This is a genomic window from Bradyrhizobium ingae, assembly GCF_055791185.1.
Genome location: NZ_JBVUBB010000002.1, coordinates 88,728 through 102,888, shown reverse-complemented (window position 1 = coordinate 102,888; position 14,161 = coordinate 88,728). Strand labels below are relative to the sequence as shown.

Below are 14,161 nucleotides of genomic sequence, written 5' to 3'. Positions count from 1 at the left end.
TCGATCTTATCTGTGAAGGCGCAATCGACTATAGTTTCTCACGTTTGCGGGGACTTGCGGCTGAGGGAATGCCGGGCTGCCCCCGACGTTGTCGGCCGCGGACGAGATTCATGACCACTTCAATCGCACTTGTAGTCAATACCTATCAGCAGGCTCATTTCCTTCCCGCCTCGATCGAAAGCGGACTCGCCCAGACCGTTCCGTTTGACGAAATCATCGTCGTCGATGACGGATCAACCGACGATCCGGCGTCCGTTGTCTCCGCTTATCCAGGCGTCAGGCTGCTCACGCAGCGCAATGCCGGACTTGCCGCGGCGCGCAACGCGGGACTAAAAGCATCGTCGTCATTCTACATCGTTTTCCTTGATGCTGACGATCTCCTGATGCCGAATGCGGTGCGTGCGGGCTTGGCCTGCCACGCCCGTAGTCCTTGCACGGGTCTGGTCTATGGAGCGCACCGCCGCGTAGGACCCCAAAACGAGCCGCTGGGCGGAGACGTCTATTCGGACATTGGCCCGGACGCGTTTCGTACCTTTTTGACGGGTAATGCCATTGGCATGCATGCCACGGTTATCTACGATCGGCAGAAGCTGTGCGACATCGGGGCGTTCGATGTCTCCCTGCCTCGTTGTGAGGACTATGATGTTTACTTCCGCATGGCAGCGAAATACCCTGTCCGTTCTCACCCTGAGGTCGTTGCACTCTATCGCTGGCACGGACAGAATATGTCTTCTGATCCTTCCATCATGCTGACATGGGTGCTCCGCATCAATGATCGCCAAAGAGCCCGCACGGCGGGCACTCCCTTGCTGGAAGATGAGCGTCTCCTGGGACGCCGGGTCTGGGTCAGATACTATAAGGATGAGGTCGTAAGTGACCTGAGACGCGGCTGGCGCTCGAAGACTGGGCTTCGCTCCGTCGCGCGAACCCTGCGCTTCGCGAACATCGCCGCAACTGAAGTGGGGCGGTGGTTGATTCATCGACTGAGAAATAAGTGGAGCGGCCGCGCAAAATCGCGTCCTTTGAATTGATATGTGCAAAGGGGAGCATCGCATATGTCAATTCTGGTGACTGGCGGGGCAGGCTACATCGGTAGCCAAACAGTATTGGACTTGGTTGATGCCGGCGAAACGGTCGTCGTGCTCGACGACCTGTCCTCCGGCTTCGAAGCTGCTGTATCTCCGAATGCTCGGTTGGTAGTTGGAGATGTCGGCGACGCGATGCTCGTGTCCCGCCTCATTGCCGAGTGCGATATTGATGCCATTGTCCACTTCGCCGGATCGATCGTCGTTCCAGAATCGATCGCTGCCCCGCTTCACTACTATCTGAACAACACCAGTAAGACGCGGAGCCTGATCGAGGCCGCGGTTGCAGGTCGTGTGCCGCATTTCATATTTTCATCGACCGCGGCAGTGTACGGCTCCGAGGGATTGTTGCCGGCCAGGGAGGGCGATCCCGTTCGACCGAAGTCACCCTACGGACGATCCAAGCTGATCTCGGAGTGGATGCTGGAAGACGTCTCGAGGGTGCACCCGCTGAGATACACCGTCTTGCGATACTTCAACGTGGCAGGAGCCGATCCGGAGAGGCGCATTGGGCAGGCAACGCGAGGCGCGGGTCACCTGATCAAGGTCGCGAGCGAGGCGGCCCTCGGCAAAAGGCGATTTGTTGAGGTGTTCGGCGTCGACTATCCAACTCCTGATGGGACCTGCATTCGAGACTACATCCACGTTAGGGATCTCGCGGTCGCCCATCGGCTTGCTCTTGCTCGGCTTCGGAACGGGGGATCAAATCTCACGGCAAATTGCGGTTATGGTCGAGGCTATTCAGTCATGGAGGTGCTGCGTGCCGTCGAGCAGATCGCCGGCACGAAGCTGGACATCCGCAAAGTAGCGCGGCGCGCCGGAGATCCGATTGCCGTTGTGGCCGACCCGAGCCTCGCGCGATCTGAGCTTGGGTGGACGCCATTTTTCGGCACCCTCGATGCAATCGTTAGAAGTACCCTCGAATGGGAGCGCTTTCGATCATTTTGATTGATCGTGGCCAAATGTGGTTGTTGCCCAAGGTAATGCTGGATCGTGCTTGTCGAACGTCAATCGAGCCGCGTACCGGGTCCAGATTGGGTTCCACAAAATTAGTATCCGGCTCCTGATGGCCGATAGAGGTGCAATGAAGCAGGAATCTTTCGTCGAGTTTCGCGTGTGGCTGCGCTGTCGTTGGGTGCTCGCCATGGTAGTCGTTGAAGGGGGGATCTGGCTGTGGCGGTTCAGTGGGTTGCCACGAGAGCCGTCAATGGGGAATGATTCTTCCGGCTATCTGGCCGGCGCAGACTATCGGCCGCATGGATATACCCTCTTTCTCGACGCTTATCGGGAGATCGTCGGGGATTTGTCGTTTCTGCCACATTTTCAGCTGTTGCTGCTCTTCTTAAGTCATCTTCTTCTCGCGATGGTAATTGGGTGGCGGACCAGGAGCGTTGTTGTGGCTTGGATGGTGCTCGGTGCCGCGAGCTTGGCGCGTCCGTTTAGTAATGTTGCCGAGGTCATGTCGGACACCGTCTACGAGGCGAGTCTCGTCGCCAGCATTGCACTGCTTATCTTGTACGGCGCTCGGAACAAATTGCCCTTCCTGATCGGGTCGGCGAGTTTGCTCGGGATGGCCTGCATTACCAGGACAATCGGGGCTGCTATTCTTCCCGCGGTTGTCGTGTTCTTAATTGTTCATCTCAGGCGTGTAGGCGTTTCCTGCGTTCGCAGCGCGGTTTTCGCCGTTGTTCTTCCAATTGGGTTCTGCGCTGTACTTGCTGCAACCAGCAATCAGCTGCGTAACGGCCAATTCAGAATTGGATCGTGGGGCGGCATGAGTCTACTCGGCCGCGGACTCGTTCTTGCGAAACCCATTCCATCATCGAACGAGGTTGGTTCGACCGCCTGGATTGCGGAAGAAGTGGCCCCAGTTCGCCAAGCATTGGACAGGATTCATGATCCTGTTCTGAAGATGCTGGTCCTGAGACAATACTACGAGTGTCTGCGATGGTTTGTCTTTTGGCACGAGTTCGATGAGAGACTTCCTGGATGGGAGCCGGCATCTGACTATGAGAAAGGCAAGCTCGCTGGCGCGTTGGCTGGTTCGTTTATTGGGAACGATCCGTGGGAATATGTGTCCTTGTCAACGTTGGACTACATAGCTCTATGGGGCATTCCTCGAATCGTAACCCCTTCCGAGCGGGAGGCGCTGGAGGCGTCATATCGTGCGTTGGGGCCGTTGCCATATCTTTCAACGTTTGAACAAAGCGAAATGGCCACGAAGGAGTACTTCCAGGTGATACCACGGCCAAAGGCCGCTGTGCGGGTTTGGATTGTTCGCGGTATTAGCATCTCATTCCTGCTTGGAAACGCCTTGATGATCGTGATGCTGTTTCAGAATCCACGGCGATGGCTGCGAGCAAAGGGGATGCCGGAAGCGCTCCTCATGGCGAGTTGCGTTCATTTGAGCTATTTGGCGACGGCGACCGTGGAGAGCGGTTTAGAGAGATACACAGCTCCAACCTGGCCGCTGCTGTTAGCTACGACGGCTTGCGTCATTACCGCGATACGTTCTCAAGCGGACCAGGGAACCGCGGCGCGATAGCGCTCTCGTAGGATGCGACAAAGCAGCGCCCCCGGAAATCTACGGGGACATGAAAGTGAATGCTTCGTGAAGGGGCGATTTTAGCGCCTCGTTAGAGGAGTCGCTCAAGGAATCACCCCATATCTCAAATTGTCCGCATACGGCTAAGTCGCCATTGAGACGCGTCTTCGATGGTCGTCGTGCAACAAGAGCACGCGACCGTCATGACCTATGTTTTAACGATCAACGGAACTTCCGGCGCCGATATCCTGTTTGGTGGCACCGGGAATGATCTGTTAACCGGCGGCGCCGGGAGCGACCTCTTCGTTATTTCGAAGGGGTATGGCTCCGACACCATCAGCGACTTTCAGGGCGGCACCGGTGGAGACGTGCTGCGTGTGCAGAACTACGGTTTTGCTACGTTTGCAAGCTTCATGTCCGCTGCAAAGCAGACCGGTGCAGACGTTGTCGTCACTCTCTCGTCGAGCGAGACGCTCACGTTGCAGAGCGTTGCGCTCTCGTCTTTGACCGCGGCAAACGTCGTCCTCGACAATCCGCTGCCGGTCAGCGCATCGCCGAATACGGCGTGGACCACGGTCGGGGCCGGGGGGACGCTTACGGGCGGTGTGACGAACGACTCACTGCAGGCGATGGGGGATGGTGCCACGCTGATCGGCGGCGGCGGCGACGACTCGTACTTCATGTACAATCACGAGACGAAGGTGGTCGAACTCGCCGGTCAGGGCATCGATACCATCTACGATGGCATGATCGACGGCTACAGCCTCGTCAATGCGCCGAATGTCGAGAATCTGACGTTGGGGGGAAGCTATAACGCCCCTGCGACCGGCAATGATCTCGATAACATCATCGTCGGCAACGCCGGCAACAACATGATCGATGGCGGCAAGGGCAACGATGTCCTCACCGGCGGAGCCGGGAGCGACACCTTTGTCATCCGGACCGGAAACGGCAATGACACCATCACAGATTTCCAAACCGGCGCCGGCGGGGACATCCTCCAGATCAACGGCACGACCTTCAAGACACCAGCCGACGTCACGGCAGCAATGCAGCAGGTTGGCACGGATGTCGTTCTTTCGCTCGGCAACGGCGAGAAGATAACATTAGAAAACACGCAGGTTCAGAAATTCACGACGGCCAACATCAATATCGTCACAGCGCCAACGGGGCTGATTCAGACCTTTGGCGATGATTTCAATTCGCTCTCCGCCGGCCAGGACCCGCATCTGACCTGGAAAACAAACTACGCCTGGAGCGGAGCAGCAAGTTACACGCTCTCCGGCGAGCAGGAGGTCTACGTTGACCCGAGTTTTGCCGGCCTGCCTGGAAGCAAGGCGTCGAGTCCGCTGGGCCTCAACCCGTTCTCCATACAGGATGGCCATCTCGTCATTACCGCGGCGCCCATTCCATCGAGCGACGCTGCCTATGTCGGCAACCATCAATTCTCATCGGGCGTGATAACGACCGAGAACAGCTTCGTTCAAACCTACGGCTACTTCGAGATGAAGGCCACGTTGCCCGACACCAAGGGTGCGTGGCCTGCCTTCTGGATGTTGCCGATCAACACGCATGGTCTCGGCACAGAACTGGATGCGCTTGAAGCGCTGGGCAAAGACCCCGACCAATCCCACTACGGCTTCGTTTCGTCGAGTACGTCGAATCAAGGCTATTGGGCGAATACCTCTGATCTTGCGGCCGGTGATCACACCTTTGGTGTGGAGTGGACGCCTTACACGCTGACCTATTTTGTCGATGGGGTCGAAGTCGGACAGGTCGCTACTCCGTCCGACATGAACACCGCGATGTATATGATCGCCAACCTGGCAATGGGCGGAAGCTGGGCCGGGAACGCGGATCCTAGCGCGACGGCGCAGATGAGCATTGACTACATCAAGGCCTATCAGCTGCCGGAGTACACGCTTGCGAACTACACGCTTCTGACCAGCGGCACTCCGACGACGACCATCGCGGGCACCGCAGGTGCGGATTCCTTGACCGGAACGTCAGGCAACGACCTGCTCGGAGGCGCCGGCGGCGCCGATACGATGACCGGCGGTCTCGGCGACGATACCTATATTGTCACGGATCCGGGCGCCAAGGTCGTCGAAAGCTACGGCGGCGGCGTCGATACGGTCGTGTCGTCGGTCTCCTACACGCTGCCGGACTATGTCGAAAACCTCACGCTGACCGGGTCGGCCGCGATCAACGGCACTGGCAATTCCGAGGCCAATATCATCATCGGCAACGATGCGGCCAACGTCATTACCGGCGGACTCGGCAACGACATCCTGACCGGCGGCGGGGGCGCAGACACCTTCGTGATCAACTCGGGTGACGGCTCGGACATCATCACCGACTTCACGCCGGGATCGGCCACGGGGCATGATGTCGTTCAATTGAACGGCTTTGCGTTCACGTCCTTCAACGACATCAAGGCGGCGATGACGCAGGTCGGCAACGACGTGTATCTCACGCTGACGAGCCAGGACACGCTGGTTTTTCGCAATACGACGATCTCGGACTTCACGAGCGACGACTTCCAGCTGCCGTCGACTTTGCCGGTGGGCGGTACTATCACGTCCTGGATCAGCGGCTCGACGAGCAGCCATATCGTCTACGGCACTGCCGCAAATGATCAGATCACGGCGGTGAACTCCGATGACACCCTGGTGGGATGGACAGGCGACGATACTTACGTCATTGGCAATCCAAACCAGAAGATCATCGAAAATCCGGGCGGCGGCATCGACAGTGTTCAAGCCTGGTCATCATATGTTTTGCCCGCCAATGTCGAAAACCTGACCCTGATGACGGGAGGACTTACTGGCGTCGGCAACGATCTGGCGAACCGGATGGTCGGCTCCAGTGGGAATGACATCCTGAACGGTGCTGGTGGCGACGATTGGCTGTTCGGCGGTGCGGGCAATGACACGTTCATCTACGGCATCGGGAGTGGCCATGACACGATAGCCGATTTCCACGTGTTCACGAGTGCGACCGCAGAGCACGACAAGCTGGTGCTGAAGGGGTACGACGCCAGCGCCTATCTGACAAATGTCGGGGACGAGTGGACCGTTCACTATGCGGGTGGAACCGACGATCTTCGAATCGCCGGGGTAACACAGCTGTCATCGTCTGATTACGCGTTCGTCTCTGCAACTGGCGCATCCATGACCATGGCGGGACTGACTGTACCGACAATGTCTCTGGCTGGCTCGACCCCCTTGACCGCTGGCGGACTTACGAACGCAAGCCAGCTGACCCTGACCGGGACGGCACAGGCCGGAGTAACGATCAAGATATTCGATCAGACGGCGCAGATCGGGATTGCGACGGCCGACAGTAACGGCGTCTGGAGCTTTTCGACGTCGACCCTGGCGGACGGAAGCCATTCGTTCACGGCGATTGCCACGGACAGTGCCGGCGATGTCAGCGGCGTTTCAACTTCCGTTGTAATCACCATCGACGCAACTGCACCGAATGCGCCCTCAATCGCGAGCTTCTCGCCCGACAGCAATATCGCGGGCGACGGCATCACGAAAGCCAATCAGCTGACGTTGAGCGGGACGGCTGAAGCCGGCAGCAAGGTCCTGGTGTCCGACGGTACGACGCAGATCGGCACCGCCACGGTCGATGCCAACGGAAATTGGTCGTTTGCGACCGGCACATTAGCCGACGGGACCCATGCCTTCACGGGCAAGGCGGTGGATGCGGCCGGCAATGTCAGCACGGTGTCGGTCGCCTTGAACGTCACCGTCGATACGGTTGCGCCCAATGCTCCGGTTCTCGTCTCGGATACGCTCGCCGCATCCAACAAAGTTGTGGTGTCGGGGACGGCGGAGGCAGGCGGCACGATCAAGCTGTACGAGGGGACGACGCTTCTCGGGACGGCGGTGACGGCAGCGAATGGAACGTGGAGCGTCACCACCGGACCGCTTGCCGATGGGACGCATGCATTCACGGCGACCGCAACGGATGCGGCCGGCAACGTGAGCAATCTGTCGGCCGTGCTCGATCCGGTCGTCGGAACGGTGATCGAATCGATCGGAACCGCAGGCCTGGTTAAGATCGGTAACAATTTCTATGTCGGCACCGCGAGCACTGGCTACAACGCCGAGCTGAAGTTTGCCGGCGTCGCCCAGGTAGTCGACTCGACCGGCCGCGTCGCCCCGCTTGGGGCCGAGAAGACCGCGACCGGCTACCAGGTCGTCTGGTCGCTCGGCGGTGGTCAATATTCAATCTGGACCACGGACAACAAAGGCAACGAGACGTCCTATCTCCATGTGTCCGGCACCAGCAGCACGTTGAAGGGCCTGGAAACCACTTTCCAGCAGGACCTCAACGGTGATGGCGTGATCGGCGCGCCACCAGCCACGGCGACGCCTGCCGTCATGGCGCCAGCGCCCATGACGCTGATCGAGACCAACGGCTCAGCGGGCCTGGCTCAGATCGGCAACAATTTCTATGTCGGCACCGCGAGCACTGGCTACAATGCCGAACTGAAGTTTGCCGGTGTCGCCCAGGTGGTTGACCCGACCGGCCATGTCACTCCGCTCGGCGCCGAGAAGACCTCGACCGGCTACCAGGTCGTCTGGTCGATCGGCAGCGGTCAATATTCGATCTGGACCGCGGACAACAACGGCAATGAGACGTCTTATCTCCACGTGGCCGGGACCAGCAGCACGTTGAAGGGCTTGGAGAGCTCGTTCCTGCAGGACTTCAATGGCGATGGCGTGATCAACACGGCATCAACCGTGTTGGACATCTCCAGCAAGGCGGTGCTTGGCTTGAGCAATATGAGCCAGGCGGTGACGATCGAGGCAGGTGCGACGCTCGAGTTGACCGGCACCGTATCAGGTGCGGTCACGTTCGCCGCTGCGACGGGCACCCTGGTGCTCGACCATGCCTCCCAGTTCACCGGGAAAATCTATGGCCTCTCCGGCAACGGTGATCCGTCCAGCTCGGACATTCTCGACCTCAAGGACATCTCTTTCGGGACGGGTACCAAGGGTGCCTATTCGGGCGACACGTCGGGCGGAATCCTTACCGTCTCCGATGCGCAGAACCATACGGCGCAGCTTAAGCTGGTCGGTGACTACACCCATTCGACGTTCAATTTGTCGAGCAATGGAAGCGGAGGCACTCTGGTCATCGACCCGCCCGTCGATCAGTTCATTTTTTCCTTTGCGAAGGCCTCAATGTCGCCTCCGATGCCGATTCATGCCGCGGCAGTTGCCGGTGATGCCTTCATCTTCACCGGGACCGCCGTCGTTAGCCCGACTCACCCCTTGATCTGGGCCGACCACGCGCACGATCAAGGCCTACCGACGGCAAACCAAATCCTAACGAACTTCGATCGCACCCTTGAGCAGGGGGCGCTTCATCTTGAGGCCACATCTCATATCGACATTACTGATCTTCATGGCTTTCTCCTGCACGCTTAGGGCGCCCTCGCGGCTCTCGCTTTGGAGCTGGGAGCGGCGTAAAAGCTAACCGTTATTTGATGGATTAGCTCACCGGGGGAGAAAAATGCTTCGAGGAATTATCGCCGCGCTCTTGGTCCAGGTCTTGGCGTGTTCTGCGGCACTTGCTGGAGGCACGTGCATCCTGCATCCTCAGCCGTTCAGATTGAGGTCCGACGCCATTCGCTGGTCGATCAAGATAAAATCCGGCGAGCAATGCATCCAGGGCCTGCGCTGGTCGACGCTCATGATCGACAAGGTCTCGATCGTTGAACCGCCAAAAGCCGGACGTCTCATCGTTGAGGGACCGTCTTTCCGCTATTTTGCGGATTCTGCAGGCAGTTCGGATTATTTCAAGATCGAGATCAGCGGCAGCTCGCTGCACGTCGACGGAGCCTCCTCTCTTGAGGTGGATGTCAACCGGCAATGAGCCTGCGAGCGGACGCGCTCCGCCTAAGAGGCCCTTCCGCGATGCTGCAGTCTAGCGAGGAACATTCGTTCGATTGCTATTTAGATTTGGATTAGCCGAAGTGGCTGGCGGGACACCCTGTCCAATCGGGTTGCGGAACGGATTGTTGCTGGGTTGAGTGGCGACCGGCGCGCGTGAACCGGTGGTATAGCCCTGCGATCGGATCGTCGTATTCCTTTGCTGGGCGTTTTGGGCCAACGTCGGTGCGGCGAGGGTGAAAACCACTGCTGCTACGAGCAAACACTTGACGATGATCATAACGGTCTCCATCCGGTGGAGTTTACGCATCAACTGCACTTAGGGCCTCATTGCTCCTTTGAGAAGAGGTCACGGTTTCTTGCACGCAGAATAAAAAGTGCCGTTTGTGGCGACCACCCGCTCGATGCATTGCCTCGGGTCGATGATGTCTCCATCCACTCTAAAATAGTAGGCCTGATTTTTCAGGATCAGCACATAGCGGCCGGGGGGCAGTTCCAGTGTCGGATCCTCGCTGTGAAGCTCATACATCTCCGGGTTGTCGGGCAAGGGAGACACTCGGAAGGGGTAGGAGAAGTTGCGGATCACCCAGGCGTCATCGCCGTCGCCCAGCTTTTTGCCCGTCGCCTCTGCCGAGAATTCGCGGGCTATCCTGGCGACTACGCGCACTTCTGCCCGCTCCAAACCATTGTTCAGGGAATCGCGGCGGAACACGATGAATTTCGGATGGCTATTCGGCAGGCCGGCCTGATCGGGAGCCTTGAAAGTCGCCGAGATGGCGACTCGGGCATCCGGTGGTCTCCCAGGTAGCAGTGGCAGTTCAGCGAGCGACTGGTCGTCGACCACGGCATAAACGCCGTAGTCGGTCGGTCGAAGGGGAGAACGCTGGGGCGTGCTCGCGGCGGGTTGGGGGGGCGCAAGGGCAACCGGCGTCGTCGCGACGGCTTGACGTCCCTCACGTGGGAAATACTCCGCAAGTGAAGCCAACCGCTCCCGTTGCACCACGGCGAGCAGGCTCGCACCGGCAACTAGCAGCAATATCGCGGTTCGCCTGGTGATCGACCAGAAGGGTTGGCTTGCTCTAATGGGGCCGCGGTCAATCTCAATGTTGGTACGTGCAGCCCGAACCGCCGGCTCGTGAGCAGCCGGCAGGCCTGAACCCGGCAGCTGCGGGGCCGACGGCGGTGGGATGCTGACCGGCTGCCGCGAGAACTCCTCGACCCCGCGGATCGCCGTCTCCAAGGCCTGCTTTGACCGCCGAATGTCTTGAGCATCGGCGTGGGTGAACTGCTCATCGAGCTTGTAGCGGGCCAGATCATAGACGACCTGGCGCATGTGCTCGGGATGATTCTGTACCGTCTCAAGCATACGCGAAATCACGAGGGCGAACTGAATCTCTGCGGAGGCAGGCTCCGTTCCGTCCTCGCCAGTTGTGCTCAAATCGCGCGAACTCATCCCCGCCAAAGTCCCTCAGTCAGGCCGGAAAGTCTTGTCTCTTCAATGGCTAGCCTTAATTATCAGCCTTATCGTCGCGGTGCCATAGGGATGCTCGATCGCGGGTTCTGTCGCGAGCAGCTTCCCAAGGCCTGATACCCTCTTGATTGGCGACTTCATGTCTATTTGAATGCTTTCGGTGTGACTACGGCGAAAACAATTTCGGCGTTCCAAATGCCTCAAAACAAACTAGAATATCTGACCTCCGCATCGATCCAATGTAAGACCATGCTCATCAGATTGCGCCCTGAAACCGCCGCACTGTGCTTTGCCGCTCTCCTTCTGTTCTGCGCGACGGATCCTGCATCTGCCGTCACCGCCGAGGTGGCCAGAAAGTGCAGCGCGCTCATGGCTAAGCAGTTTCCCCCTCGAGAGCCGGGCAATCCCGCGGCAGGTAGCACGAAGGGAACGGGTCGCGATCAGCAGGCCTACTTCAACAAATGCGTTGCGAATGCGGGCAAGGTCGACGACGACAGCGCCGGGAAGTAGGGATAGTTGGATCGTGTTCGCGACGCCGTGCTAATGGGCTGCTCGCGATGCGCAGTCGGCGCCTGCGTCGCGAGACGCCATTCCACCCCGGGCGTGGTTCGGGTTTTCGGTCCCGCTGGTTCGATTCGTACTGCCCTCGTACGTTAGACGTAGCGCTAACGTTCCGAGAGAGACAGACAGCCATTCAAGAGTTCTGAAGAGGAGATGCATTGAAACGCCCGAAGATTTTCTATCAAAGATTGTATTCTTAACTTTACGTCGGGCGCAAGGTTCCGAATTGCGAGGTTTGGTGATCAAAGCGCGGGGCATCGGTCAACGAACGAAAGACGGTTCGCGGAATCTCCACCCGAGCGCTCACGTTCGATCCCCATTTTCCGAATCAGGATGATCCCGCCAGTGAGGTCAGCTTTAGATGCACGCGGGCGATCTGCAACTCCAAATGTTCATCTGATGGCACAATTTTGTATCATGCGCCGGCTTCACCGACGTATCGCTGGTCGATGACGATTTTGTCTCACCGTTGAACGTCGCCAAGTCGGGCAAGCACGAGGCGATGAGCCAGATCCACACAGCGGTTTTTCGTTCCGTGTTTAACTGGAGTATTGGACGCGACTTTTCTGGCCGCCTTGGGCAGCATCAGAGAGCCGTTCCCGTCTCTATCGTGTTGGCGTGATGAAGGCGATTGGCACGCCGAGGGCGTTCTTGGCTCATGCCACGAGTTGCACGCATCCGCTGAGCTCGGATACATTTCAATTGTTGGCAAAGACCTTTGCGGTCTACCCTGCCTGCGTCCGAAAGCACCGGGTTCAAAGCCTTGGTGCCTGGAGGTGCATTTCCGTATCCGTCGCGAAGACGATGCTTCTCGCGAGGACGTGTGGCTCAACATTGTCCGTTGTTGCGCCCGGTTCTTTCGCAGGAGGTGGCTCCGGGACGTCGCCGTCTTTCGCCATGCAATTCCTGAAATAATTGTTGCGATCTTCGCTCATGCGCACCGAACCCGGGCGCTGGTAGGGATAGAGCATGTAGGAGTAGCGGACGCACTTCTTGGCGGTTTCGGCGCTGGGGCCGGCTGCCGCCGGGCTGAATCCAGCGGCAACGATCTGAACCACGACCCATGTCATGGCAGCGGCGAGCCAGGAAAACATTTGCATGAAAATTTGCCAGTTTGATCTTGGCTCCAGCTCCTAGCTGATCTCCGCGCAAAAAGAAACTGTCAGGCGGTCGGTGCCAGGCGAGCAAAATCGGCTGCTTCGTGAGCAAGGTGCCAGACACATGGATCCGCTCAACCAGGGCGCGACACCTCTTGGGGAGCGAACGCAAGCGTCTGTCTGCCTCGATCGAGCGTCGTGCCAGTGGAGAGCTTGTTCTGTTATGCGGCTCGGCCTTGTGCCGTCATCCCGCGCGAGAGCTTCGAGACGGGATCGATGGATTCGAGTTCGTAGGAGGGCGCATGAGAAAAGCCGGCGGTTGGTTCACACGCGTGGGCATCAGATAAGGCTCGTATAGTCGATATTGTTCATGCCGTTTGCGGGAGATCACCGCGCGCAAGGCGTAGCCGGCAGCGAAAGACAGCACGGCCGTAGACAACAGAAGTATAAGACCCAGCACGCAAAATCACCCAATCGCTTCGTGGATATCTATCAAATCCAAACCGCCAAGCAAGTTTCGCTCGAATGTCCGCGAAATTGAGAACGACCGTGCCGAAGCCCTGATTGTTGTTCCTTAAGCAATTGATAGGGCAACGCAGTTCGGGTCGACCAAACTCACAGCAACCCCGAGGGTGACTTCGCCATACCACCGATTTTGACGGCCATCATCCTGATAAAGTGCGGCGAATTGGAGTTTGAATCGCGAAGTTGAGCACGTCCGGCGGGGAGCACCTAACGAGCAGTTTACCAAGAGAATCGGGTAATTCGTCGTCCTTACCGATGATTCAACATCCGGCCCCATTCTCGACCGCACACGGGAAGGGGTATAAGCAATGTCACGCCAATCCATCCGCGCATCCATCGGGGCAATCCTGACGCTTCTTGCATCAGCCTCAGCCACCCACGCCACGCCCAATTGCCTGCGCGACATCAAGCCCTACAAGCTTGCCGGCGACACCATTGAGTGGTCGATGTCGATCGCACCGGGAGCCGATTGCATCCAGGGGCTGCGCTGGTCGACAATGCAAATCTACAAAGTGGAGCTGACGGAGAAGCCAAAGAGCGGCGAGATCGTCATGGTCGGGCCCGGGTTCCGCTATTTCGCAAAGCCGGACTTTTCGGGTACGGACAAGTTCACCCTCACGGTGGTGGGTAAGAACCGGCATGACGAAGGGTCTTCAACGGTTGAGATCACGGTGTCCCGGACGAACCCGCCGTTGCTCGTTAGCGCCGTCAACCATTCCGAGTAAGATTGTATACGTCTGTACACATAAGTCAGCCACCTCTTGCGAATAGGGGTGCACTGGTCGCGATTCTCTGCCTCGCCGGCTGCAAAGTGGCCTTTCGGGGTGCCTTTGCGGGCTCAAAAGGCTTTCACTGCAAAGTCCTCCAGGGTTGACCTGGTCGACTGATGCGGCCAAGAAAGATCGGCCGGGGGCGGCTTCTCGGCCGCCGGTGTCGGCCGCTTGGGCCAGAACCCCCGATTGATT

Annotated in this window: 10 protein-coding genes; 7 read left to right on the top strand and 3 right to left on the bottom strand. The window is 58.4% G+C overall.

Annotated elements, in window-relative coordinates:
• The first annotated feature begins 110 nt into the window (after window positions 1–110).
• The 5 genes from ACV1FX_RS03070 to ACV1FX_RS03050 all read left to right on the top strand — a co-directional run bounded on the left by ACV1FX_RS03070 (window position 111) and on the right by ACV1FX_RS03050 (window position 9,525).
• Entirely contained in the window at window positions 111–1,031 is a 921-nt protein-coding gene (locus ACV1FX_RS03070) for a glycosyltransferase (RefSeq protein ID WP_473116067.1), read from the top strand.
• Window positions 1,032–1,055: 24 nt separating this feature from the next.
• Entirely contained in the window at window positions 1,056–2,033 is a 978-nt protein-coding gene (gene galE / locus ACV1FX_RS03065; protein ID WP_473116066.1) for a UDP-glucose 4-epimerase GalE, read from the top strand.
• A 136-nt stretch (window positions 2,034–2,169) separates the two neighbouring features.
• The gene (locus tag ACV1FX_RS03060; RefSeq protein ID WP_473116065.1) at window positions 2,170–3,630 is read left to right on the top strand and encodes a hypothetical protein; all 1,461 of its coding nucleotides are present in this window, start codon (window positions 2,170–2,172) and stop codon (window positions 3,628–3,630) included.
• Window positions 3,631–3,833: 203 nt separating this feature from the next.
• Window positions 3,834–9,077 (top strand): Ig-like domain-containing protein, encoded by a 5,244-nt coding sequence (locus ACV1FX_RS03055; RefSeq protein WP_473116064.1) that lies wholly within the window; start codon window positions 3,834–3,836, stop codon window positions 9,075–9,077.
• Window positions 9,078–9,189: 112 nt separating this feature from the next.
• On the top strand, window positions 9,190–9,525 hold the full coding sequence (locus ACV1FX_RS03050) for a hypothetical protein (protein WP_473116063.1): 336 nt from the start codon (window positions 9,190–9,192) through the stop codon (window positions 9,523–9,525).
• Between the two features lie 51 nt (window positions 9,526–9,576).
• On the opposite strand, the gene ACV1FX_RS03045 is transcribed toward ACV1FX_RS03050, so the two are convergent.
• Together ACV1FX_RS03045 and ACV1FX_RS03040 are read right to left on the bottom strand one after the other, a co-directional pair.
• A complete protein-coding gene (locus ACV1FX_RS03045; RefSeq protein WP_473116062.1) occupies window positions 9,577–9,822 on the bottom strand; it encodes a hypothetical protein in 246 nt (81 codons plus the stop codon).
• Between the two features lie 69 nt (window positions 9,823–9,891).
• Complete coding sequence (locus ACV1FX_RS03040; protein WP_473116061.1) at window positions 9,892–10,995, bottom strand: hypothetical protein; 1,104 nt, start codon at window positions 10,993–10,995, stop codon at window positions 9,892–9,894.
• A gap of 213 nt (window positions 10,996–11,208) precedes the next feature.
• Between ACV1FX_RS03040 and ACV1FX_RS03035 the strand changes: the two genes are divergently transcribed.
• Window positions 11,209–11,523 (top strand): hypothetical protein, encoded by a 315-nt coding sequence (locus ACV1FX_RS03035; RefSeq protein ID WP_473116060.1) that lies wholly within the window; start codon window positions 11,209–11,211, stop codon window positions 11,521–11,523.
• Between the two features lie 806 nt (window positions 11,524–12,329).
• On the opposite strand, the gene ACV1FX_RS03030 is transcribed toward ACV1FX_RS03035, so the two are convergent.
• Window positions 12,330–12,674, bottom strand: a complete 345-nt coding sequence (locus ACV1FX_RS03030) for a hypothetical protein (protein WP_473116059.1) — start codon at window positions 12,672–12,674, stop codon at window positions 12,330–12,332.
• A gap of 830 nt (window positions 12,675–13,504) precedes the next feature.
• Here ACV1FX_RS03030 and ACV1FX_RS03025 point away from each other — a divergent pair.
• Window positions 13,505–13,921: a hypothetical protein gene (locus tag ACV1FX_RS03025; RefSeq protein ID WP_473116058.1), complete on the top strand. Its 417-nt coding sequence runs from the start codon at window positions 13,505–13,507 to the stop codon at window positions 13,919–13,921.
• Window positions 13,922–14,161: the final 240 nt, after the last annotated feature.